Annotated in this window: 19 protein-coding genes; 14 read left to right on the forward strand and 5 right to left on the reverse strand. The window is 46.3% G+C overall.

The features are described from left to right. Positions 1-3: 3 nt before the first annotated feature. Together ADIS_RS17880 and ADIS_RS17885 are read right to left on the reverse strand one after the other, a co-directional pair. Positions 4-1,236, reverse strand: coding sequence for an ammonium transporter (locus ADIS_RS17880; protein WP_010856078.1), 1,233 nt, complete (start codon positions 1,234-1,236; stop codon positions 4-6). 64 nt (positions 1,237-1,300) lie between these two features. Then, positions 1,301-1,639 (reverse strand): P-II family nitrogen regulator, encoded by a 339-nt coding sequence (locus ADIS_RS17885; protein ID WP_010856079.1) that lies wholly within the window; start codon positions 1,637-1,639, stop codon positions 1,301-1,303. 480 nt (positions 1,640-2,119) lie between these two features. Between ADIS_RS17885 and ADIS_RS17890 the strand changes: the two genes are divergently transcribed. Both ADIS_RS17890 and ADIS_RS17895 read left to right on the forward strand, forming a co-directional pair. Further along, entirely contained in the window at positions 2,120-3,028 is a 909-nt protein-coding gene (locus ADIS_RS17890) for a nucleotidyltransferase family protein (protein ID WP_010856080.1), read from the forward strand. 173 nt (positions 3,029-3,201) lie between these two features. Beyond that, positions 3,202-3,618, forward strand: a complete 417-nt coding sequence (locus ADIS_RS17895) for a DoxX family protein (protein WP_010856081.1) — start codon at positions 3,202-3,204, stop codon at positions 3,616-3,618. A gap of 6 nt (positions 3,619-3,624) precedes the next feature. On the opposite strand, the gene recF is transcribed toward ADIS_RS17895, so the two are convergent. After that, the gene (recF, locus tag ADIS_RS17900; RefSeq protein ID WP_010856082.1) at positions 3,625-4,740 is read right to left on the reverse strand and encodes a DNA replication/repair protein RecF; all 1,116 of its coding nucleotides are present in this window, start codon (positions 4,738-4,740) and stop codon (positions 3,625-3,627) included. A 102-nt stretch (positions 4,741-4,842) separates the two neighbouring features. Between recF and pdhA the strand changes: the two genes are divergently transcribed. The 4 genes from pdhA to ADIS_RS17920 all read left to right on the forward strand — a co-directional run bounded on the left by pdhA (position 4,843) and on the right by ADIS_RS17920 (position 8,886). Next, entirely contained in the window at positions 4,843-5,865 is a 1,023-nt protein-coding gene (pdhA, locus tag ADIS_RS17905; protein WP_010856083.1) for a pyruvate dehydrogenase (acetyl-transferring) E1 component subunit alpha, read from the forward strand. A gap of 268 nt (positions 5,866-6,133) precedes the next feature. Next, positions 6,134-6,853 (forward strand): tetratricopeptide repeat protein, encoded by a 720-nt coding sequence (locus ADIS_RS17910; RefSeq protein WP_010856084.1) that lies wholly within the window; start codon positions 6,134-6,136, stop codon positions 6,851-6,853. An 80-nt stretch (positions 6,854-6,933) separates the two neighbouring features. Beyond that, positions 6,934-7,410: a 6,7-dimethyl-8-ribityllumazine synthase gene (gene ribH / locus ADIS_RS17915; RefSeq protein ID WP_010856085.1), complete on the forward strand. Its 477-nt coding sequence runs from the start codon at positions 6,934-6,936 to the stop codon at positions 7,408-7,410. 153 nt (positions 7,411-7,563) lie between these two features. Beyond that, on the forward strand, positions 7,564-8,886 hold the full coding sequence (locus ADIS_RS17920; protein ID WP_035806811.1) for an aspartate kinase: 1,323 nt from the start codon (positions 7,564-7,566) through the stop codon (positions 8,884-8,886). Between the two features lie 196 nt (positions 8,887-9,082). Here the strand turns inward: ADIS_RS17920 and ADIS_RS17925 are convergent, their stop codons facing one another. Further along, positions 9,083-10,891, reverse strand: coding sequence for an asparagine synthetase B family protein (locus tag ADIS_RS17925; protein WP_010856087.1), 1,809 nt, complete (start codon positions 10,889-10,891; stop codon positions 9,083-9,085). 334 nt (positions 10,892-11,225) lie between these two features. Between ADIS_RS17925 and ADIS_RS17930 the strand changes: the two genes are divergently transcribed. The 6 genes from ADIS_RS17930 to ADIS_RS17955 all read left to right on the forward strand — a co-directional run bounded on the left by ADIS_RS17930 (position 11,226) and on the right by ADIS_RS17955 (position 20,196). Beyond that, complete coding sequence (locus tag ADIS_RS17930) at positions 11,226-12,692, forward strand: Gfo/Idh/MocA family protein (RefSeq protein ID WP_155907596.1); 1,467 nt, start codon at positions 11,226-11,228, stop codon at positions 12,690-12,692. Positions 12,693-12,952: 260 nt separating this feature from the next. Continuing rightward, a complete protein-coding gene (locus ADIS_RS17935; protein ID WP_010856090.1) occupies positions 12,953-14,125 on the forward strand; it encodes a hypothetical protein in 1,173 nt (390 codons plus the stop codon). A gap of 64 nt (positions 14,126-14,189) precedes the next feature. Then, entirely contained in the window at positions 14,190-17,330 is a 3,141-nt protein-coding gene (locus ADIS_RS17940; RefSeq protein ID WP_010856091.1) for an efflux RND transporter permease subunit, read from the forward strand. Continuing rightward, positions 17,327-18,523, forward strand: coding sequence for a hypothetical protein (locus ADIS_RS17945; RefSeq protein WP_010856092.1), 1,197 nt, complete (start codon positions 17,327-17,329; stop codon positions 18,521-18,523). The genes ADIS_RS17940 and ADIS_RS17945 overlap by 4 nt, the downstream gene beginning before the upstream one ends. Before the next feature lie 409 nt (positions 18,524-18,932). After that, on the forward strand, positions 18,933-19,517 hold the full coding sequence (locus tag ADIS_RS17950; protein ID WP_010856094.1) for a hypothetical protein: 585 nt from the start codon (positions 18,933-18,935) through the stop codon (positions 19,515-19,517). Positions 19,518-19,656: 139 nt separating this feature from the next. Next, entirely contained in the window at positions 19,657-20,196 is a 540-nt protein-coding gene (locus tag ADIS_RS17955) for a helix-turn-helix domain-containing protein (RefSeq protein WP_238325454.1), read from the forward strand. A gap of 15 nt (positions 20,197-20,211) precedes the next feature. On the opposite strand, the gene ADIS_RS17960 is transcribed toward ADIS_RS17955, so the two are convergent. Then, the gene (locus ADIS_RS17960) at positions 20,212-20,835 is read right to left on the reverse strand and encodes a porin family protein (protein WP_010856096.1); all 624 of its coding nucleotides are present in this window, start codon (positions 20,833-20,835) and stop codon (positions 20,212-20,214) included. 635 nt (positions 20,836-21,470) lie between these two features. Between ADIS_RS17960 and ADIS_RS17965 the strand changes: the two genes are divergently transcribed. Together ADIS_RS17965 and ADIS_RS17970 are read left to right on the forward strand one after the other, a co-directional pair. Next, entirely contained in the window at positions 21,471-22,499 is a 1,029-nt protein-coding gene (locus ADIS_RS17965) for a ParM/StbA family protein (RefSeq protein WP_010856099.1), read from the forward strand. A 242-nt stretch (positions 22,500-22,741) separates the two neighbouring features. Next, positions 22,742-23,299: a bactofilin family protein gene (locus ADIS_RS17970; protein WP_035806857.1), complete on the forward strand. Its 558-nt coding sequence runs from the start codon at positions 22,742-22,744 to the stop codon at positions 23,297-23,299. Positions 23,300-23,339: the final 40 nt, after the last annotated feature.

Consider the following 23,339-nt stretch of genomic DNA (forward strand, 5'->3'; position numbering starts at 1 on the left):
TTATTATTCTTTTGTAGCAAAGTCTGGGTAGGCATGCATGCCGTGCTCGTTGATATCGAGCCCTTCCAATTCCTCTGCCTCAGGCACCCGAATGCCGATGGTTTTCTTCAGGGCAAAGAAAACGATAAAGCTAAAGGCCACGCAGAATACACCAATGGACAGGATGCCGATCAACTGGGAGATAAACTGGCCTGTTCCCGCCAAGTCGCCGAAGATGCCGACTGCCAACGTACCCCAGATCCCACACACCAAGTGTACAGAAATGGCACCTACCGGATCATCAATCTTGATTTTGTCAAACATCACGACACCGAAGACCACCAAGATACCTCCCACGAACCCGATTACGGCTGATTCCCAAACCGCCATCTGATCGGCGCCTGCGGTAATACTTACCAGCCCGGCCAACACACCGTTCAATACCATGGTGATATCGTAGGCTTTGAACTTGGCATAGGAGGCAAACAATGCACCAAACGCCCCCGCAGATGCAGCGATCGCCGTCGTTACGAATACAAGGGAAACCTCTCCCGGAGATGCACTTAATACAGACCCTCCGTTAAATCCGAACCAACCAAACCAAAGAAGAAACACACCAAAAGTAGCCAAGGGCAGGTTGTGTCCAGGGATGGCGTTCATTTTTCCATCTTTGTACTTGCCCAGTCGGGGACCTAAAAGGTAGGCACCAATGACGGCACCCCAGCCACCCACAGAGTGTACGATCGTCGAACCTGCAAAGTCATAGAATGGTGTGGAAAGCGTGTCAAGGAATCCACCGCCCCATTTCCACATACCTACGATGGGATAGCAAACTCCCACATACAGGAGGGAAAAGAATAAGAACGGCCCCAGCTTGATCCGTTCGGCCACGGCACCTGATACGATGGTCGCTGCTGTGGCGGCAAACATCGCCTGGAAGATAAAGTCTGTGAAAAATGTGTACCCCTCGTCGTATTCTGAGGTATCCCAGCCGTCAGGTAGGTCTAATCCCAGTCCCGCCAAGCCAAAAAAGCCGCCTTCAAAGGCATCGCCCGGATACATCAAATTGAACCCTATAAAAGCATAGGTCAATATTCCCAGGGCAGGGATAACGGTGTTCTTGAACAAAATGTTGACGGTGTTTTTGGCCCTGGTAAGCCCAGCTTCCAGTGCGGCAAATCCCAAGTGCATGATAAATACCAAAATGGTAGCAACCATCATCCACAGGTTGTTTATGGTAAACAGTTCTTGGCTCATAGTTATTTAGTCGATAGTTGTAAGTAGAATTGATTCTAAGTGGGTGATTAAGTTAGCGTGGCTATTATAGGGCATCCTCTCCGGTGTCCTCGTTTCGGATCCTGAATGCTTTCTCTACATCGTAGATGAATATTTTTCCGTCTCCTACGTCTCCGGTTCTGCCTTCTTTGAGAATGCACTGGGTCACCGCCTCAGCCAGGTCGTCCGGAACCACAATCTCCAGTTTTGTCCTTGGGATAAAGGTAGGCTCATAGGCCACTCCTCGGTATTGTTGGGTTTTGGCATGTTGCAATCCCATACCTTTTACTTCAAAAAATGTCAGGAATTTTACCCCAAGGCCTGAAAGACAACTATGGATTTCATCAAACTTCGAGGTTCGGATAAGTGCTTCTATTTTTTTCATTTTGCTAACGGGATTAAGGTTTCGTTACTGATTCGGGCTGTAATCGATAGTATTTTTGACAAAAGTAAAAAATAAGGTTTAATAAACAATTAAAAAGGCTCGAAAAAATAAGATTTAGTTGAAATATGGTTTAAAAAGATACCTATGTGCGGATTTTTGATTCCGAAAATATGATTGTGAAATAAAAAATAAACCTATAGCGGTAGGTTCCTAATCACGCTACAAACAAAAATTAGATTGAGTAATATTCGTTTTTGGGGTTTTTAATTAGCTCATAACTGAGTAAATTATTAATTTTTTCAAAAGCTCGATTCCATTTGGAAATAGGCAGCTAGGTGGGTGTACAACGTGTTATTCTCCGAGGATGGCCGAAAAATGTCCGGAAACAAGGGTTGTTTCTATGCTAATTTGATGTCCCGTGGTGGTTATCGGTTGTTTCAAAACCCTGTGGCATGTAGTTTTGCTTTTTGAAAAGCACTTATGTACAATATGAAACCAACACTTTTGATTTTGGCGGCCGGTATGGGCAGCCGGTATGGAGGAGACAAGCAGGTAGACGGTTTTGGACCCCACAACGAAACGATATTGGAGTACAGTATTTTTGATGCCATTCAGGCCGGTTTCGGCAAGGTGGTTTTTATCGTGCGGGAAGAAATCCTAGACCTTGCCAAGTCACTGTTTGTAGAAAAGCTGAGTGGCAGGGTGGAGGTTGATTTCGTGGTACAGTCGCTGAACAGCTACCTCCCCGTGGAGTTTTGCAATCCAGATCGAAAAAAGCCTTACGGTACAGCCCATGCATTATTATGTGCCAAGGATGCGGTTAATGAACCTTTTGCCGTAATCAATGCCGACGATTTTTACGGAAGGGAGGCCTTTTTGGCACTCGGCAGGTTCCTTTCCCAATCGGCCAGTCCCGATTTGCATTGCATGGTCGGGTATGCGATACAAAATGTTTTGTCCAGCTACGGATCCGTGAGCCGGGGCGTGTGTGATTATGGGTCGGATGGCAACCTGAGGGGCATGATCGAGCGTACGGCTATCAGCCGTCTGGATAGTGGTGCCATAGTTCATGAAGCAGACGGCGAATATGTGGAGATACCGGAGGGCACAGCCGTATCTATGAATTGCTGGGGGTTTCATCCTTCGGTGTTTGCAGAGACCCAACGGCTATGGCATGAGTTTTTGGCTTCAAAAGGCATGGAGCTTAAGTCCGAGTTTTACATCCCTACCGTGGTCAATACGCTCATTGAGGAACAAAAAGCTGCCGTCAAAATATTGGAGGGTGGTAAAACATGGTTTGGGGTGACCTATGCGGAGGATAGACCTATCGTTACCTCCGCGCTGAGGGAACTACATGAGTCAGGAATTTATCCAGAAAAACTTTTCTGATTTCAATAGAACCTGATGCGGGGTCCCGAAGGTTTAAAAATATTCGTCGGATTTGTTTCTGCTTTCCAAAATTATTGAATAATTTTAAGACAATTGGAACGGAAACTGCCTATTCACTAGACCTTCCCAGTTCCTTATTTAGAAATCGAACCTAAACCGCAACGATATCGCCCATGAAGCATCTCATATTCTCCCACAAATCTTTTGGTACGGACATTGCCCTGTTGATTTTAAGAGTTGGTGCTTCCATGATGCTGCTTACCCACGGGTGGGCAAAGATAACCAATTTCAGTGAGCGCCTGAATACATTCGCGGATCCCATAGGGCTGGGTCCCGCACTCTCGCTTCAGTTGGTCATTTTTGCAGAGTTTTTCTGTGCGATATTTTTGATTCTAGGTTTTATGTCCCGGGTAGTGTTGGTGCCATTGATTATCAATATGGCCGTAATTACCTTTGTCGTGCATGCTGACGACCCATTTAGCAGGCAGGAGTTGCCTTTATTGTTTTTGGTGACATTCGTCGTTTTGATGTTTACCGGACCGGGCAAGCTTTCGATGGACGCACAGATTCTTCAAAAGCGGCGCTATTAAATTGCTTTATGGCAGTGGCGGCGTAGTGTGCATTCGGCCCTGTTCTATGCTTATAATTGAGGAGGAAAGACCCAAGTCGGCCAGAATGGTTCGGGACCTCTCCGGTCGGGCATCTGTGATGAATAGTTGGCCAAATCCTTGGTCGGCCACCATACGCATAAGTTGGGCAATGCGCTTGTCGTCCAACTTGTCAAAAATATCGTCCAGCAACAAGATTGGTGTCTGTTTTTTATGTTTCTTGACCAATTGGAACTGCGATAGTTTTAGGCCAAGGATCATGGATTTTTGCTGGCCTTGTGACCCAAATTTTTTAAGGGCATAGCCATCTATTTCAAATACAAAATCGTCTTTATGGATGCCGTATTGTGTGCGTTTGAGTTGAATATCTCGGTCCAGGTAGGAGGCAAAGCAGTTTTCGAAGGCTGGATCTTCCAGATCACTTCGGTAGTGGATGGAAACGGACTCGGACTTTCCGACCAATTCCCTGTACTGCCTCAATAGCTCAGGGGTAAACTCGCTCAAAAACTCACGCCGGCGCTCATGGATCGATCTGGATAATCGGGTAATCTCCCGGTCGTAAGGCTCCATTAGGAGTGCATCTTTCCGGTGATTTTCATGGAAGTACTTTAAGAGAGCATTGCGTTGTTTCAGGGCATGCTGGTAGCGGATAAGGTCTTGGAGGTAGGTTTTGTCGAGCTGCGAAAGGATGCTGTCAAAAAACCTTCTTCGCTCTTCACTTCCCCCGCGGATGAGTGCAGTGTCATCCGGGGCAATAAGCACCACCGGAAAAAGGCCGATGTGGTCGCTCATTTTTTCGTGTACTTTTCCGTCCACTACTACCTGTTTTTTTTTCCCCCTCTCAAACACACACTTTACCTCTTGGGTTCTATCCTTAGCAATAAAGGAGCCCTGAAGAAAAAAGAAATCGGCGTCGTGGTTTACTTGGTTCAGATCCACCGCGCTGAAGGCACTTCTTGTGAGGCAGAGGTAATGAATGGCATCCAGGAGGTTGGTTTTACCTGCACCGTTCAGTCCCGTCACGCAGTTGATATCCGGAGAAAACACCATTTTCTCCTCCTGGTAGTTCTTGAATTGATGGAGCCTAATATTTTTGAGGTACATGGTTTTTGAGACGCCTATTTTGACTATTTTCGCATTCTAGCCCAAAGTTTAGCGGTTTTGATTATCTTTGGGGTCAAAGTTAGCATATTTATAGTAAACGATATGGCGAAAAAGAGTTCTGGTACTACGAAGGCAAAAGCTAAATATTCAAAAGAAACCTATGCCTACTGGTACGAAAGCATGCTGCTGATGCGGCGCTTCGAGGAGAAAGCGGGTCAATTGTATGGGCAGCAGAAAATACGTGGCTTTTGCCACTTATACATCGGTCAGGAGGCCTGTGCCGCCGGGTCGATTTCTGCTCTGAGGAAGGACGATAAGTGGATCACAGCGTACCGATGCCACGCACATCCCCTCGGGTTGGGTACCGATCCGGGTGCAGTGATGGCCGAACTCTTTGGTAAAGAAACAGGAACCACCAAAGGAAAGGGTGGCTCCATGCATATTTTTGACAATACCCGAAACTTTGCGGGTGGTCACGGTATCGTGGGTGCGCAGATCCCGATGGGACTTGGGCTAGGCTTTGCCGAGAAATACAAGGGTACCGACAATTTGGCAATTTGCTACATGGGGGACGGGGCAGTGAGGCAGGGTGCTTTTCACGAATCCCTGAACTTGGCCATGCTTTATAAGGTACCGGTGATTTTCGTGATCGAAAACAACGGGTACGCCATGGGTACTTCCGTACAGCGATCCTCGAATGTGAATGAACTATACACGCTGGGAGAAGCGTACGATATGCCTTCTTTTCCAGTGGATGCGATGAATGTGGAAGCCGTTCATGAAGCAGTGGTAGAAGCGGCTGAAAGAGCTAGGAAGGGCGATGGTCCGACGTTGCTGGAATTCAGAACCTACCGGTACAAAGGGCACTCCATGTCAGATCCCCAGAAGTACCGGACAAAAGAGGAAGTCGAGGAATACAAAAAGCAGGATCCGATCGAGCAGGTGAAGGATACTATCCTTAAGGAAAAGATTCTCACCGAAGATGAAATAAAGGAGATTGATGCGAGGGTTAAAAAGCAAGTTGCAGATGCGGTAAAATTTGCGGAGGAGTCTCCTTGGCCTGATGGAGAGGATGCCTTCAAGGATGTATACGTTGAAGACGATTATCCATTTATAAGAGAATAGGCGGGAAATACCCGTAACGGTATAGCCATCCACAGCTACAAAATGTGGGTGGCTTTTTTCTTTATTATTTGTGATTCAAGGAAAAGCCATATATTTGCGCCTGAAATTGCGAAAGGCGCACCATAAATAGTCTTTTCCACTAACGCCCCCGAACGTTCGGGACAGATAATTCCCGTATGACTAAAATAGTCAGGGCTGGCAGCCCGACACACCGGGACAGGGTGTGGCGAACATGCAATAAATTATAGACACATGAACTAATATCATCATGTCAAAAAGTAAAGTTAAACGAACAAATAAAAGCCAAGAAGTTTCAAACGAATTGTTGGAGAACCCTGAAGCGATAGCTACCAGGTTGAACCGCGGGGAAACCTTTTTGAAGGAAAACACCCGGTTGGTAGGTGGAATCATTGCAGCGGGTATCTTGGTTATAGCAGGGATTCTGTTTTTTCAGATCCATAAAGCCAACCAGAACAAAAAGGCCCAAGCAGAGATGTTCCAGGCGGTATATTATTTCGAGCAGGACAGTGTCGATTTGGCACTCAATGGAGACGGGGTAAATGCTGGGCTGTTGTCGATCATCAATAATTACGGAGGAACTGACGCGGCAAACCTGGCCCATTTCTATGTAGGATCGATTTACCTTTCCCAAAGCAATCCTAGCAAAGCGGCTGAGCACCTAAAAAAGTTTTCAGCAAACGACTTCTTTGTGCAGGCCCAGGCCTTTTCACTGCTTGGTGATGCATATATGGAGCTTGGAGATTACAAGGAGGCTATTCGCCAATATAATCGCGCGGTCAATCACAAAACCAATAAGTTTTTCACACCAAAGTACCTTAATAAACTGGCGATTGCCTATGAAGAGTCTGGGGATTTGAAAAAGGCAATAGAAACTTATGCGCGGATAGAGAGCGATTACTTTGATTCGTATGAGTTTACTACTGCTCGAAAACACAAAGCCCGATTAGAGGGTCTTTCTTCCAACTAACCTTTGCAACCTGCAAAAGACCAAAGAAGAGTAAGGCCTCCGGTTTTACTCTTTTTTTTGGTTAAACAATACCTAAAACTATGGCTACTTCGCTAAAAAACCTAAGTCAGCACTCCGATGCAAACATCAAGGATATCAGTGATCGGAGATTTGGTATCGTGGTGTCTGAGTGGAACGAAGAGGTGACGGAATCGCTGTATTCCGGTGCCTTGGAGACGCTTATCGCCAATGGGGCCAAAAGGGGAAATATCATCCGGAAAAATGTGCCCGGTTCCTTCGAACTTTCCCTGGGGGGGCAATGGCTGGCCCAGCGGGAAGATATCGATGCGGTTATATGCCTAGGCTGCGTCATTCAGGGAGAAACGCGCCATTTCGACTTTATCTGCGATGCGGTGGCCCATGGCATCACGGAGGTTGCCTTAAAGTACAATAAGCCTGTCATATTTGGAGTGCTTACGCCCGAAACACAGCAACAGGCCTTTGATAGGGCAGGTGGAAAACATGGCAACAAGGGAGATGAGGCTGCCATTACCGCAATCAAAATGCTGGGGTTCTAGGGCTTTCTGTTCCCAAATGGACGATAGTATAGAGCCCGCCAAAGGCATACAGCCAATACGCAGTTGTTGTTAAAACTGGTATTACTATCAAGCATGCGACCTGTTCCGATCTTCGGAACGAGTTATGACCGATTAAAGAAAAATTATAGACACATGAAAATCATGAAGTTTGGGGGGACTTCCGTAGGGAAGCCCGAAAGAATGTACCAGGTCAAGGATTTGATCACGGCAGACAACGAACCTACCATCGTAGTCTTGTCAGCCCTATCGGGAACTACCAATGCCTTGGTTGGCATTGGGGAGGCCCTTTCGGTGGGAAACAAGGAGTTGGCTAAGGAAAGAATCGACGGCCTGCATGCACACTACAGGACGTTTTGTTCGGATCTGTACCGTACGGAAGCATCCAAAGAGGCCGGTGACAAGATTATACAGGAGCATTTTGAGTTTTTGAACATACTGTTGAAGATATCCTTTAATGATGCGATAAGCAAGGATATCCTGGCACAAGGTGAATTGCTTTCCACCAAGTTGTTTTATACCCTGCTGCAGGAGTTGTCCATTGATTCGGTGTTTTTGCCCGCGTTGGAGTATATGAGCATCGATGAACACGGGGAACCTGAACTTCAGAAGATCAAGGAAAGACTAAGTAGTCTATTGGCCACTTATCCGGATCGCCGTCTTTTCGTGACGCAAGGGTACATCTGCAAGAATCACCGTAACGAGGTGGACAACCTCAAGCGGGGAGGAAGTGACTATACGGCATCGCTGATTGGTGCGGCGATTTCCGCCTCTGTGGTGGAGATTTGGACCGATATAGACGGCATGCATAACAATGACCCGCGCATCGTGGACAAAACCCGACCTATTGCCAATCTGTCCTTCGATGAAGCGGCGGAATTGGCCTATTTCGGTGCCAAGATCCTGCATCCGGCCTCCATTTGGCCGGCCCAGCAGTTCAATATTCCGGTAAAGCTGTTGAACACCATGCAGCCGGAGGCAGTCGGTACGACGATTACGGCAAGTGCAGAGTCCGGAGGGGGCGTGAAGGCACTGGCAGCCAAGGATGGCATCACTGCGATCAAAATCAAGTCCAGCAGGATGCTGTTGGCCTATGGTTTTTTGCGGAAGGTGTTCGAGGTCTTCGAAAAATACCGAACATCGATCGATATGATCACTACCTCAGAGGTTGCCATTTCACTGACCATCGATGATATTTCCCATCTGGAAGAGATTAAGTTGGAGTTGGATAAATTCGGTACGGTGGAAATTGACCATAATTTAGCGATTATCTGCATTGTGGGTAACCTGATCATGGAGCAGCAGGGCGTGTTGCAGGATATCATGGAAAGCCTTTCCGAGATACCGCTACGCATGGTGTCCTATGGAGGCAGCAAGCATAACGTGTCCGTACTGGTGGACGCGGCTTATAAGAATCAGGCGCTTCAAAGTCTTAATCAAGGATTGTTTGATTTCTAACGAAGGGACAACTGATCGATTTTAGGGGGTGTGGTTTGTAACTGCACCCTTTTTTATTTCGAGGAAACGACCGACTATCTGATTTTTTTGGAAACCTAACCCTTTTTATTGGAAAGATAGCTTTACTGATGGCTTTTAGGCAGTTCGTTGATTTAGCCTCAAGTTGGGTTCACTGTAGTGCATTATCCTAGGGTATCTAGGAGTGGCTCATCGGCGGACAGTTTTTTTCCAGAAAGTAATCCACCTCTTTGATAAGGTTGCCCCGCTTTTCGGTCAATATAGTTGGGTCTCTGTCTTCCTCGCTGGCATCTAGTTTTTCAATGAACAGCCCGAACCGATCCGTCGGCACATAGTCCTTTAGCTGTTGGGTTTTGATTTTGATCCAATAGTCCGCGAAGGCAAGGGTCTTGGCTCCGTTGAATTTTGGCTGAAGCCGAACATTCTCGGGCAAAATGTCCTTTGTCAGGTTTCTGAAGAGAGCCCTGCCGTATGGTTTTGGGGCAAAAAGATGCACCGGCAGGCTGTATACCAATTGCAACAAACGAACGTCGGCGAGTGGATAGACAGTTTCTATCCCGTGTCGATTCGCGTAGGAACCCTCTGACTCCGTCCGGAGGGTTGTGTGTGAACGGCACATACGGTGTTTCAGAAAGGAGGAAAAGGATTTCTCAAACGGGAAGGACTGATCCTTCAGCACGCCGTGTAGGGGGCTGCTCGGGTGAAGTAGGTTTCTCGAATCCTGTATTTTTCGGAATTCTGGCTTGGAAGAGCCTTTAAACATACTCCAATAATAATGGACTATTCCTTTCACTGCCCTAAGCCGAAACCTGGCAAGGTGGGAAAGCAGGCCCGGAACATCCAACGTGTGCAGGTATTCGTGAAAATAGTTACCGCCTGTTGTGGATATTCCCTCATCGCCCGGAAATCCGCTAAACATCACCTCTACCCCATTAGCTTCTGCGGCCTGCTTGAACAGGGTGTCCTGCCATACCGTGTCGCTATTGGCGAGTCCACCCATCACCTCATTTCTCGTATCGAGCTCTTCAAAGACATCCTTGTAGTGAAAGCCTGTGATAGGGTGGTGGTTTGTGGGATCCAAACCGGCAAAGTTTATGATTTCGGCTTGGGTAGCCTGTTCATCGATACCGTTGGGGGAATAGGGGATGGTTTCATCGCTGAGCACAAAAGAGTACGTGTGGAGCTGTTGCACAGGCATTAGCCTGGAGAGCAGCACGGCAATGGCAGAGGAATCCATGCCGCCGCTAAGCTGACAGCCTACGGTTGTCTTTCCGGCGATGCGGCATCGCACCGCTTCCTTTAGGCAGGCCAGCACACGGGCATGGTAGTCTGCCTCGGACCTGCAATCGGAAAGAGGTAGTTTGGTCAACTCCCAGTAACGGCGTTCCGCCAAGGGGGAAACCTTTTCGACGGACAGGTAATGTGCAGGCTTGAGTCGATGGATGCTTTTGAAAAAGGTATTTTCTACTGGTTGGACATATCCCTTTAGTTCCCTTGCCACATAAGGAAGGTTTATTTCTAAAGGATGGGGAAGTACTTTCTTCAGGTCGGTTATTCTGGTCGAAAAGAAGAGCAGGCCATTATGTTGGGCATAAAAAAGAGGGCGAATACCGAGGGGGTCTTTAGCCAAGAGAAAGGTCGAGCTGTTTTCGTCGACCAGTACAAAACTGAAATCACCGATCAGGTGCTTCAGGCAATCTATTCCCCATTTTCGATAGGATTCCAGAATCAGCCCAAGATCGGATGGAAGGTTTGCCATGTGCAAATCGGAAGCCAATTGGTTCCGATTGTCGATTCTGGCCCAGCCGACGATTCGGAGGGCTTGGTTTTTCGGATCTGTGAGCAGGTTTTCTTCCCGAAAGCCCATCATTAGGTAGTCTTCGGCCAAGACCATGTTTTCGCCCTGTGTGGGGCTGGATGTTAGGAATTGGGTTAAATCATCGGTATTGGATGGATCCAGTCGAAGGATCCCAAAAAAGCCTCTCATAAGGTATACGACTTGTTTTTTTGGACAGGAAATTCGATAGGCGTAATATCGGTGTTAAAACTACAAAATCATTTTGGGTTAACAGGGTATATTTTTCGTAAAAGCCAGTATTTACAAAGAACAGTGAGCCATACGTTGGAAGGATAACATATTATCGTTACTTTGGAATCGATGCCGCCTACCCGTCTCACAGTGGGATGGTTAGGGGCCACGGGGTTTGTTGGCGATTTGGGCGAGCGATCCCGGTCTTTGGTACAGGATTAGTACGGATAGGGCAAGTATAGGTGAAACGCAGGTAGAAACAGATATAATTTCAAATATAAACCCAGATAACGTGAACGAAAGAAGGTCTTTTTTGAGAAAATCAGTACTCGGTACCGCCGGCATATCCATGGGTGCGCTTGGTTTCAGTGCCAAATCCTATGGGGCCATTATGGGAGCTAACGACCGGCTGAGGATAGCGGTCTGCGGACTCAATGGAAGGGGTAAATCCCATATCGGTGGATTTACCGCCTTGGATGATGTAGAGATAGCGTACCTAGTGGATCCCGATAGCCAGGTACTTGCAGAGCGTCTCCAAAGCCTTAAGGACGGTGGTGGAGTACATTCCCGTGCGCAGGGCGAGGCAGATGTGCGGCGGGTTCTTGAAGATAGAAACATCGATGCCATTACAGTGGCAACTCCGAATCACTGGCATTCGCTGATGGTGATATGGGCGGCACAGGCCGGCAAGCACTGCTATGTGGAAAAGCCGGCCAGCCACGATGTGTACGAGGGCCGGGTGGCCTTGGCTGCGGCACAGAAGTATGGGATTGTCGTTCAGCACGGAGCCCAGCGACGGTCCGAGTCCGGCTGGGCACGTCAGATCAGTGACATACGATCGGGCAAGTATGGAAAGATGCTGGTTTCCCATGGCTTTGCCTGCAAACCAAGAGCAGGTATAGGGCACAAACCCTACACTGTAGCACCTGCCAACTTAGACTGGAACCTCTGGAAAGGGCCGGCTGTCATTGACCGGTTTCACGAAAACCTCGTGCACTATAACTGGCATTGGAACTGGCAGGTGGGTAACGGCGAGTTAAACAATCAGGGAACACACCAGCTGGACGTAGCCTACTGGGCCTTGGATCCCGAGGTGGCCAATACCCATCCCAAGCGGGTGATGGCGATGGGCGGACGTTTTTCCTGGGACGATCAGGGCCAAACCCCCAATACCATGTTTGCCATTGCCGAGTTTGCCAACGGGCAGCAGGTGTTTTTTAACGTACGAAACGTCAACCATGAAGGCTATGTGCATGAGGTGACCAATCGGTTTTACTTTGAGGACGGTGGAAAACTCATAGACGGAGAGTACCACTCCCACAATGGTAGCCAACCCCGAAATGTGCCGATTACGGAAGTGAAAATTACCCCGGGAGGCTCCTACGGAAGCTTCGTAGCTGCCTGTAAGGCTGGCGACCCGATGATGGCAAACGGCAACATGTACGATGCCCACTATAGTTGTACGTTGGGGCACTTAATGAATATCTCCTACCGACTCGGAGAAAAGGTCCCTTTCAATGCGAAGGCGGGGCGCTTTGGTGATAATCCACTCGCCTACGAGGAATTTATGAAGATCCATGCCATCGCACGGGATGGCATGGGTGTTCCAGAGGACAAGGCCGACTATATCGTGGGGCCTTGGTTGGAATTTGACGGGGATGCCGAGCATTTTGTGGGAGACCACTCGGTGGAAGCTAACAGATTGCTGTACGATCCACGAAATGCCGAATTTGACATCCCTTCGCCAAAATCGGTTTGATGGATCCGGCCTGGGAAATGCTGTTGCTGACGACGTATGCTTCGATGGTTTTTATCGGAAGTATACGCCGTTTGTCGGTTTTGTAGCTGGACAGGTCAGGGACTGTTTGGGTAAATAGTATCCTTTAAAATTTAAATAAATGTTAAAATACAGGGAAAAAGGTAATTTATTAGGGTAATTGTTTTTGCTTTTACTATTATTTTTTTAGTTTTAAAGGATCGAGTTTCTTAAAATGTTTCCAAAACCCTGTTGAACCGGCCATGAATTACCTGCGAATTTTATTTTTTGGTATTGGATGCATCTCCACAGGAGTGTTGTTAACTGCGTGCGGTTCTAGGGTGGAGCGAGACGTCCCCGCCATTTCAGTTCACTTTGAGGTGGTGGATAGTTTGGTGGTAGCTTATTTGGGAGAACTTTCCCTTCTGAACGAGAAACCAAATGGATCGGAATTTCTAATGTTCGATTTTCGGGCTTCGACCTATGTACGGGTAGCTAGGGACGGCACTATTCAATATGCGAAGAAATTCGGAAAGGATGACAAGGACAGTCATGGAGACGTCATGGTGTCGGCAGGTTATTTGGATGACAGCACCATTGCGGTGTTTGGCATGCAGGGTTATTACCTGTACGACCTTAGATTTAATTTAAAAGAAAAAAAGCCTTTTCCCTTTCAAGTATTCACCAACTCAGTGGGAGGTGCCCATGGAATACTGCAGATGGGCGAATTCCTGTTTACCAACCGATATCCAGATGATGTATCTGGCGGTTTTTTTGAAAAGCCGGATTATCTGGCGAGCTTTCCTTTTTTGACACTCTATGACTGGCGGAACGATGAGATTCGTGCCCAACAGTATATTCCTTCGGAGTCTAAATTGATACAGCGACCTGGCAAGTACCGGGAACCGGCCCCACACGCAGTTGTGCATGAAGGAGAGTTATTATTGCTTTTCTTTTATAGCCCCGAGATATACCGGTATTCCCTGCCATCCTTAGAGCCATTGGGGAGCATTGCGTTGCAACCTGATGCCACCTATTCTCAGGTGAAGCCTGTTAGCGATATGGGGAGCGGTTTTGAGCAGTTTTTTACCGACCTAGCGGGGTCATCCTATTTTCATTTTTCCCAAGTAGGCTCCTTCTTACTCACCGGGTATAAAGCGGGTGTTCCACAGATAGAGGTGGATGCCCTGCCCAGGGATCGGGTAGGAGGACCAAAATTTATGGAGCTTGTTGAAAAGTACAAGAAGAATCATTATCAGTTGGTGCTGGAAGGAGAAAAAGTATGGGAGGGCCCTTTGGATGTGGAGTTTCGGCATTCGGGCCGAAGACTGTATGCCCACCGACATCTGGCACGTATGCAACCAAAGGAAGAGTTGGACTATGTGGTTTTGTATTTTTATGACGTATCGTTAGACCGCGAAAACACTCCGTTATAACCGTTTATCCAATGATTTAAATAAGGATGCATACACTAGTGGAAAACGTAAAAACAGAAAAGATATGACACCATTTCGGTTAGTAGTTGCTTTTTTTGTGGTGTCCATCATTGGGTTCGCGCTGATACCCAAGTTATCGGTGGATCTGAATCCTAGGGAGCGTGAGCCTGTGCTGAACGTTTCCTATGGAGTAAGGGATGCATCTCCCGAATTGGTGGAAAAATTGGCCACTTCCCCCTTGGAAGGCGTTTTTAGCCAGCTGACCGAGCTGAAAAAGATTAATTCGGTTTCGGAATATAACAAGGGATCGATCACGCTTCGGTTTGATAAGCACACGGACATGGAATACAAGCAGTTTGAGGTGGCATCGTTGATCCGACAGGTGTACTCCGCATTGGATTCCAAGGTTTCTTATCCCAATGTAACCCAGTCAGCGCAACGCAATGTCAATGAGCGTTCGCCCATTTTAAGGTTTAGCGTCAACGGACCCTTCGCTTCTTTCGAGATCAAGAAAATCACCGAAGATGTCCTGCGGTCTGCGCTGAACCGCATCGAGGAAATAGAGGAGATTTCCGTACGGGGAGCTTCCGACCTGAGCCTGTTTATAGTGTACGATATAAAAAAACTACAGGCACTGAAGATGACCCGTAGCACGTTGGCCTCCAAGATCAGAAACGCCTTTGGCCTGCAGTATCCCGGACTGGTGATCAATGCGTCTGGCGAGTCGCTGTTCCTGACCGTGGATCGTTCGCTCACGGCATTGGAACAGCTACAGAACCTTCACCTTGGTACTTTTGAGGGGAAGGACCTTTTTTTGGGTGATGTAGCCGTACTGTCCCTTCAGGAAGAAGAAGCTACCAATTATTACCGAATCAATGGGAACAATTCCGTTACCATGACGATTTATAGCCGGGATGGTGTCAACAAGGTGCTCTTGGCACAGCGTATCCGGGAGTTGATAGATCAGCAATCGGTTCATTTGCCGGCAGGCTTTGACGTGCGACTGGAGACAGACAGTACCGAATACCTGGCCAAGGAACTTAAAAAGATATACAAGCGATCAGGACTCTCTATTCTGATACTGGTAGTGTTCATTTTTTTGGTGAACCGAAACCTACGGTATCTGACTACGCTGTTTTTGGGTATAGTAGTCAATTTGAGCCTCACGGTGATCATCCTCTATTTGCTTCGGATTGATATCCATCTATATTCTCTAGCGGGTCTGACGATATCCTTTGGATTGATTGTAGACAATACGATCATTATGATCGATCACCTGCATAAACATCGCAACAGGAAGGTTTTTCTCGCCTTGCTGGCGGCTTCCCTGACCACTATCGCCGCATTACTAATGGTGTTTCTTTTACCCGAGGAAGACCGTAAAAATCTGGGAGAGTTTTCCGTGGTGGTTGCTGTCATGCTAGGCGTTTCACTGCTGGTCGCTTTGGGTTTTACCCCTGCCCTGTACCAGCTGCTTTTTGGGGAAAAGCGGACTGCTGGCAGACGTTTATCCTTTGCCGCTCTCAGAAGAAGGGTAAGGGGTTTTTTACGGATGGAGCGAGCGATTGCCTTTACTGCATCCTACCGCAAGACGTTTGTTTTTCTGTTGATTCTATTGTTTGGGCTCCCCGTCTTCTACCTGCCTTCTAGGTGGGATGGACAGGATTGGTACAATAAAAGTATAGGTAGTACCTACTATCAAGAAGAGATACGTCCTTGGGTAGATAAGGCACTTGGTGGGTCGATGCGCATGTTTGTGAGAGGCGTTTTTGAGAAATCCCAATACCGTGAACCGGAGCGAACCAGGCTCATTGTAAACGCTTCGCTTCCGTTTGGAAATACCTTGGAGCAAATGGATTATATCATACGGGAATTTGAGGAGTTCCTAAAAGGCGTAGAGGGGATCGATAAATTCGTAACCAGTGTGTCCTCCGGGCAAAGTGCACGGATAGAAATCACCTTTAAAGATGCTTATGAACGATCCGCACTGCCTTACCAATTGAAGGGAAAGCTGGCCATGAAGTCTACTGACTGGAGTGGGGTTAGGTGGAATATATATGGTGTTGGGCAGGGCTTTTTTACCGGACCGGGAGGAGAGGGGATACCCTCCTTCCGTGTGGAGATGCGGGGCTATAACTTTGATGAACTGGAGCGGCAGGCTGAAAAATTGGCGGAGAAACTTCTAACCCATCGACGGATTCAGGAAGTGAATACAAACGAACGCCTGAGCTACTACGAACGAAAGACAGAGGAATATGTCCTGCGTTTTGATCAGGACCGCATGAGCTTAGGTGGTACCGATATGTACCGAATGGTAAGTGCCTTGGATGATGTGGCCAAGCCCCAGTCGGCCTCCCTTTTCGTCAATGTGGACGATCGTCGATACGGTGTCTTTATCAAAGAGCGGGATTCAGATCGTTTTTCCCGCTTTGACTTGGAAAATACCAGTTTGATATCGGGGGAAAAAGAGATTTTTAGGGTTGGTAGTTTTGGAACGCTGAAAAAGGAAACGACTACCAGTTCTCTGCACAAGGAGGATCGGCAGTATATTCGGTTGGTTTCCTTCGAATATATGGGTTCGGCCAAGTTCGGAGGGGAATACCTGGATCAGGTATTGGGAGAACTTAAGACCACCCTTCCATTGGGCTATACGGCGACCAAGCAAACCTATAGCTGGGACTATAGCAAAGCCAAGCGTCAGTACGGGCTTTTGGCGGTGTTGGTAGTGGGGATATTCTTCATATGTTCCGTATTGTTTGAGAATTTTAAGCAGCCTTTGGTCATTATTTTCATTATTCCCATCTCTTTTATTGGTCTCTTTCTGATTTTTTCCCTGTTTGATTTTTACTTTGACCAAGGAGGTTATGCGGCATTTGTCATGTTGGGAGGGCTTGCCGTCAATGCCGCCATTTTCATCGTCAACGATCTCAACAACCGCAAGACCGGAGTCTACAACCGCAATCTGTTAAAAGCCGTGGCCGGAAAAGCAACGCCGATTTTGCTGACAGTGTTGTCCACTTGTTTTGGTCTGATTCCATTTATCATGGAAGGACAAAACGAGATATTTTGGTTTTCCCTAGCCATTGGTACGATCGGCGGCCTGATATTTAGTATGATTGGCGTTTTTTGGGCACTGCCCGTTTTTTTGTGGCAAAAAAGCAAGCACAAAGCGGTAACTTCGACACCTAAACAAACACCTTCATGAGTTCATGTATGAAAAAGCTTGGCTTTGTATATTTTTTGGTGGCCTACTGCACCGTTGCCTGTACTTCATCTGAAGAGAACCGGGAGGTAGGCCCTGCTACTAAGCTTACGCTGGAGCTGGTAGATAGCTTGGTGGTCGATGAACTGAATACACTGGTCATAGATGACTATTCGCCAGAGACAGGGTATTTTCTGTTGCGCGCCTTGCGCTCCAGAAAACCCTATTTGGTAGACGAAAAGGGGACGATTTTGCAGGTCTTTGATGTGCTGGATGATGGACCTAACGGGCTGGGCGCCAATGGGGCCTTTGGATACCGTCTCTTAGGTAGAGACCGGTGGGTTGCCGAGGTGGTGTTCAACGGATACCATGTGTATGATTTGGCCGGGAAAAAGCTAACCCATCTGCCTTCTTTGCAAAAGGGGATGTTTGGCATGTCGGTTTATCACTATCAGACCAATTTTCATCCTTATGTTAAAGGGGGTAAAGCCTATTTGGTGGGGAAAGAATCTAATTTGGTGAATCCAGTGGAGCTAAATCCAAAAGAGATAGGTGCTGCCTACTACGATTCGGCAAATATACTGTTCAGGTATAGCTTGGCCGATTCTACGCATCAACTGCTGGAAACCTATCCAAAGGGATGGACTCCGAGAATCGAGGGCTCCTTTGTGGGGTCGGGAGTGATTATGGCATTTCATCCGGGGAAGCAGGAAATGGCGGTACTGCCCGTAAAGGGGAATCAGCTTTTTGTCTACGATTTCTCGGGAGAGGAGCCCATCTTGAGAGATACGGTCGAGCTTTTCCATAAAGACCGTCCTTTGCAAGTTCCGGTTGTGAAGTTTTCCGAGGAGGATCAGTTTTCCGATTATCCTTCATTTTTTGACCTTCGGTATGCAGGGGATGATTTGGTAGCCGTATTTTCCACCAAAATCCCGACTGATGTCATGCGTCAGCTTCGGGCTGGATCGGAGCAATATTACAATACCCCAGAGTACAAGGAGGCGATGGCTTTGTACAGCAAGATGCGATGGATATGGGTGAGTGGAGGTAAGCAGATCGGTGTGTTGGATGAATTCCCCAGGCCAGGGCATTTGGATTTTGCCGACGTGAATGGGCATGTCTATCTCAATGACAATGCAGATCCGGAGGTGGAGCGTAGTTACAACGTATTTTACAAGTTTAGGTTGAAGCGGTGAATCGACGGTTAAAAAAGGAACCTTTCAATTTATTTGATTCATTGTTTTCCCGGTTATTGGTTTATTTTGTAACCTTGGCTTATCTGAAGGGTAAAAAATTTAATTTTTGGTATTTTGTTTTTTTAAGGAATTATGTTCTGAAAAAAACTTTCTTCCGGTTAGTTTTTTGGAGTTTGCTATATTTTCATATTTTTAATATTTATTACTAAATATTAACTAATCGTTAATTAATAAATGTTTTTATTGATTAATTTGCAACGAGTGATTTTAGGATATACATTTGTACCATACTTACGTAAGTGATTCAATTACCCGCCCAAAGTAATTAACCTCAATCAATAATTTGCCGGCATACTTCCGGAGAAGAGGTTTAAAATTTCATTTTACAAACCTTCAAAATTTTAACACCATGAGATTAATTATTGCAACACTCGTCGCGCTAAGCGCAACCTTTGCATCGTTTGCGGCTACAGAAACCGGAAAGCCAGATCCTGTTTTGACATTTAAAAAAGTAGGGGATTCGAAGTATCAGTTAAAGTACCTTTCCATTCCGGATGGAAAAGTGGTTGTCTCGATTAAAAATGGACAAAACGCCATTGTCTACAAAGACGTAATCGACGCCGATAAGGTTTTTTTCAGGAACTATGACCTGGGGAAATTGGAATTAGGTACATATAGTTTCCAAGTATCGGATTCCAATGGTGCCAAGATGGGCGAATTTCAGGTGTCCTTAGCCCCTGAACAGGCTACTCCGGCCTTTTTTGCCGACACCAAGGTGCTCAATCACCAGACCATCGCTCTTTTGGTAAACAACCTTGATAAGAAGGAGAAGACCTTGAGGATTTATGAAGGTAACGCGGTCATTCATGAAGAGAAATTTTCGGACGATCAATTCGGTAAAAAGTTCAACTTTAAAAACCTGCGGAGCCTGAGGAATGTATCCTTTGAGATTGTTGATGCTGAAGGCTTCGGCAAGTTTGTTTCGGTACGATAGTCTATTAAAAAAAAGCATCACATTAACCACCAATTGCCACCAAAAAGGGGGTGTTTCCTGAGGGAAGCATCCTCTTTTTTTTGAATCTTATTTGTCTTCGGGATGTTTTTTGGTCATGCAGGTTTTGGCAGTAAAAAACATGGTTTGCACGAGGTGTATACTGGCGGTACAGCAATTGCTGGTGCGGGAAGGCATTTCCGGTGCCGAGGTTGAATTGGGAAGGGTCGTGCTTCGAGATCCGCTGACGTCCGATTCAGAGGTGCGTGTCGCTCGGGAGCTTGAGAAGCTGGGATTTGAACTACTAAGATCAAAGGAAGCCAAACGGATAGAATCCATAAAAAACCTTTTGGTAGAGTTGGTTCACTCGGGAGATGTACCAGCCTCCTTTTCGCTTTCGGCGTTTTTATCGCAGGGTGTTGGGGAAGACTATGCTACCCTAAGTCATCTTTTCAGTAGCACCGAAGGTATAACAATCGAAAAATATTTTATCCAGCTGAAGATAGAGAAAGTGAAGGAATGGCTCAGTTATGGGGAATTTCAAGTGAGTGAGGCTTCCTACATGTTAGGCTACAGCAGCGTGCAGCATCTTTCGGCCCAATTCAAGAAGGTGACGGGAATGACGCCTTCTTCGTATCGGAAGCTGGGTGTTAAACCTAGGAAATTGCTTGACCGGATTTGATTTTTTATTTTTTTGTCAGAAAAGACGGATTCCCAAGGACAGAATAAGTTGGTTTTGTCGTTGGTCTGTGGGAAATCCTGCGATGCTTTCCGCTTGCCGGCTAAATGGCCCCTCGTATTTTAAGTCTAAAATCATATTGGCTATGTCAACTCCTATACCTGCTTGATATCCCAATGTGCTTCGGTTGTAATTTGGAAGGGGTACGCCTGGATTATCTGTCTCTACCTCTGAATTGATCAGAAAGCTGAAGGCAGGTCCAGCCTGGACGCGGAAAAAATCGGCCACTTTGAACCCAAACATGATCGGGGTATCGATGCGGTTAAAGGAGACCGAATAGGTGGTGTTGCCCTGATTTTGTGAATTTTGGATTTCTCCACCCGTGTTTGTGTATAGTATTTCGGGTTGGATAAAAATTTTGCTGCCACCGAGACGGGCAAAAAGACCCAAGTGATAACCTAACCTACTGTCTCCGCTGCTAAAGCCTTCGCCATTTACCCGGATGTCTCCCTGCGATATGCCCAGTTTGGGGCCAATGGAAAACTCCTGTGCGTTTGCTAGTAGGGAAATGGATACCATCAAAACGACGATTCCTGTTTTCACGATGGTGTTTGGTTCTTGCATGAGTCTGAAAATTTTCATAATAAGCGTTTTTGGATTTGTTCCGCACCAAATATCTTGGCGATCTATCCCAAATTTGGGTATACTGACATGGATGTTACCACTCGGGTGTATTCCGGCTAGACATGCTTGCTTGATTCAACATGTTTCGTATAAACTAACGAATTTAGATGAGGTCTTTAGTGTACTGATGGAAAAAATATAAAAAAATAGGGAGTTTGCTCCCCTAGTTTAACCCGTCCACTAGTGGTTTTTGAGATTTCTGATAAAAAGCATCCACAAAATAGGCGAGTGTTTGTATTTTAAACAATAAAGCGATAATTTGTGAACAAACTTTAACGTAGGTTGAAATTCGCAAAAAGTGAAATATTTTGACAAGAACATTCAAAAAGCTTCAATAGCACATATTAGGGAAGATAATTTCCTGATTTCTCTCTCCGAACCAGTAAGATAGGAGGTGGTTTTTGCTGTTTTGGTAAGGAAGAATTCTTGGAGGTGTCTGTATAGGGTAGGTGGGCTACCTTTGCATTTTTGTCAAAACCTTTCAAACTTTGTGTTCAAAGAAAAGGTTTAAGACAGGGTCTGTTGCGTCCCTCCTTGGCCGGAAATTGGAAGTAATTTGTTATTCTAACGCATAAATTGAACAACGAGAATCCATGATAGAAGTAATTAAGTATCCAAGTGTCTTGGAAAGCAGCAACTTGGAATTGCGGAATGTAGCCCGGGATTTGGTTTCCGGACTAAAGGTATACCATGACAATGTGGGCTACTTGGTAGGTGAGTTGGCGTTATCAGAAGGAACCTCTCCCCACCGAAACATAAATAGCTCGCCCGAAGAGGTGGATTATCGGATTTTTCTGAAGGCTGCATTATTGTTGGCCTCCCAAAAACTGGGCAGTCCAATTACCGTTACCACTGGATTTCCGTTTTCGACCTTTCAGGTTTTTAAGGAAAGTGCCTATCGGCTTCTTGAGAACGAGCATATTATCGAATTTGATACGCAGACCTTTGGAGGCGGAGGGCGTAAAAAGATGGCGGTAGAGGTAGACCGTGTAGCGATTGTTCCCGAGGTAGTTGGGGCGAGTATGGCCGTAAGGCAGATCGTACCAAATGCTCCGAGGAATTTCTTCATGATCAGCCTTGGTTACGGCACTATGGAGGCTATCCTTAGTACAGAGGGTGGATTGGTACAGCGTTCCAGTGTCTCTACCTTTGGGTTGCGTTATGCGGTTAATTTGATTACCAAAGAGCTTCAGAAGGATAATTACCTCGATCTAAAGACCGAGCATCAGATCGATCAAAACTTCAGTCAAGGCACAATAATCCTTAACAGAAAGCGTATTGATTTACGGGATCTTCGCAAGCAGGTAATCGAGCAGTATTATAAAGATGTTATTTCCCCCTCTATTCGGAAGGCATTTACAGATCGAGACTTTGCTAAGTCGGAGGATCTATACCTTGCAGGAGGTGGAGCAAACTACACAGAGCTTGTAACTTTGTTTAAGGAAGAATTTGACGGTTTGTTGAATATTCATGTACCGGAAAATCCTGAACAATTGGCGTCCATTGGCTATTGTTACAATAGCTTGGCCATAAACGGGGGAGCAAAAGACAAGGCTGTGGGAATTGATCTTGGCAATAGTTCCACGATCATCACCACTTTTAAGCAAGAAACTGAAGGCTAGGTTGGCGAAGGTTTGCTTTTCGAAATGACAAGTTTTGCTGGCGTTGCTTCAGGTCTCTAGTTCAGGTGTACGGAAAATAGAAGAGTTTGTTAGTCTTACCAAAACTGATTGTTGAATTCTGTCCAGCATAAGAGGAACGGAAGGGTGTAGCCGCCACAGGCTGGTACGACTATCAAAAATGCGAGATGCCCTCGATGGATAGGGGCAGGGTATTTGACCGATTAGAAACAAATTATAGAAAGATGAAATTTAAATCCAACAAACAGCAGGAGGAATCGGCGAACGTTAGCAAGGTAACGGTGTTGTCGCTGGGGTTTGAGCTGACAGGGGATATCATTTCGAAAAGTGATATACGGGCAGACGGCATATTGGTAGGTAGCATTCGAACCGATAAAAAGGTGGTTGTTGGAGAGAAGGCCTCCATCACGGGCGACATAATCGCATCGGAAATCACCATCAGTGGTGAGGTGGTGGGTGATCTTTATATCTCAGGAGAAACCACGATTTTTTCTTCTGCTTCCGTTTCCGGAAACATTATTACCGAGGAGATTTTGATACATAAAGGTGCGAAGGTTGACAGTTCCATCAAGACGGTTACCAAGGAAATGGTGCAGAGCGCTTCAAAAAACAGTAAGGTGAATGCCGTTAGTAGGGAAGAGCTTTATTCGATCATGGAAGAAAAGAAATCAAAGGCAAAAGCAACCGAGATAGAGAAGCCCCAACCTCCAAAAAATGAAAGGATCAAAGAAAAACCGGATGTAGCTACCGATTTTAATCCGAATTTTCCAAGAAATTGGTAGTATACGTATTGTTTGGTAAAAAAGAGATGGCTGCTTGTAT

Origin of the sequence: Lunatimonas lonarensis, assembly GCF_000390185.1 — a bacterium.
GTDB lineage: Bacteria > Bacteroidota > Bacteroidia > Cytophagales > Cyclobacteriaceae > Lunatimonas > Lunatimonas lonarensis.

Excerpts from the sequence above, each read along its gene's own strand:
- ADIS_RS17970 (WP_035806857.1), top strand. The coding sequence starts at position 22,742 with ATGAAATTTAAATCCAACAAACAGCAGGAGGAATCGGCGAACGTTAGC.
- ADIS_RS17880 (WP_010856078.1), bottom strand. The coding sequence starts at position 1,236 with ATGAGCCAAGAACTGTTTACCATAAACAACCTGTGGATGATGGTTGCT.
- ADIS_RS17965 (WP_010856099.1), top strand. The coding sequence starts at position 21,471 with ATGATAGAAGTAATTAAGTATCCAAGTGTCTTGGAAAGCAGCAACTTG.
- ADIS_RS17950 (WP_010856094.1), top strand. The coding sequence starts at position 18,933 with ATGAGATTAATTATTGCAACACTCGTCGCGCTAAGCGCAACCTTTGCA.
- ADIS_RS17935 (WP_010856090.1), top strand. The coding sequence starts at position 12,953 with ATGAATTACCTGCGAATTTTATTTTTTGGTATTGGATGCATCTCCACA.
- ADIS_RS17945 (WP_010856092.1), top strand. The coding sequence starts at position 17,327 with ATGAGTTCATGTATGAAAAAGCTTGGCTTTGTATATTTTTTGGTGGCC.
- ADIS_RS17885 (WP_010856079.1), bottom strand. The coding sequence starts at position 1,639 with ATGAAAAAAATAGAAGCACTTATCCGAACCTCGAAGTTTGATGAAATC.
- ADIS_RS17890 (WP_010856080.1), top strand. The coding sequence starts at position 2,120 with ATGTACAATATGAAACCAACACTTTTGATTTTGGCGGCCGGTATGGGC.
- pdhA (WP_010856083.1), top strand. The coding sequence starts at position 4,843 with ATGGCGAAAAAGAGTTCTGGTACTACGAAGGCAAAAGCTAAATATTCA.
- ribH (WP_010856085.1), top strand. The coding sequence starts at position 6,934 with ATGGCTACTTCGCTAAAAAACCTAAGTCAGCACTCCGATGCAAACATC.
- ADIS_RS17910 (WP_010856084.1), top strand. The coding sequence starts at position 6,134 with ATGTCAAAAAGTAAAGTTAAACGAACAAATAAAAGCCAAGAAGTTTCA.
- ADIS_RS17895 (WP_010856081.1), top strand. The coding sequence starts at position 3,202 with ATGAAGCATCTCATATTCTCCCACAAATCTTTTGGTACGGACATTGCC.
- ADIS_RS17955 (WP_238325454.1), top strand. The coding sequence starts at position 19,657 with ATGGTTTGCACGAGGTGTATACTGGCGGTACAGCAATTGCTGGTGCGG.
- ADIS_RS17960 (WP_010856096.1), bottom strand. The coding sequence starts at position 20,835 with ATGAAAATTTTCAGACTCATGCAAGAACCAAACACCATCGTGAAAACA.
- ADIS_RS17920 (WP_035806811.1), top strand. The coding sequence starts at position 7,564 with ATGAAAATCATGAAGTTTGGGGGGACTTCCGTAGGGAAGCCCGAAAGA.
- recF (WP_010856082.1), bottom strand. The coding sequence starts at position 4,740 with ATGTACCTCAAAAATATTAGGCTCCATCAATTCAAGAACTACCAGGAG.
- ADIS_RS17940 (WP_010856091.1), top strand. The coding sequence starts at position 14,190 with ATGACACCATTTCGGTTAGTAGTTGCTTTTTTTGTGGTGTCCATCATT.
- ADIS_RS17925 (WP_010856087.1), bottom strand. The coding sequence starts at position 10,891 with ATGAGAGGCTTTTTTGGGATCCTTCGACTGGATCCATCCAATACCGAT.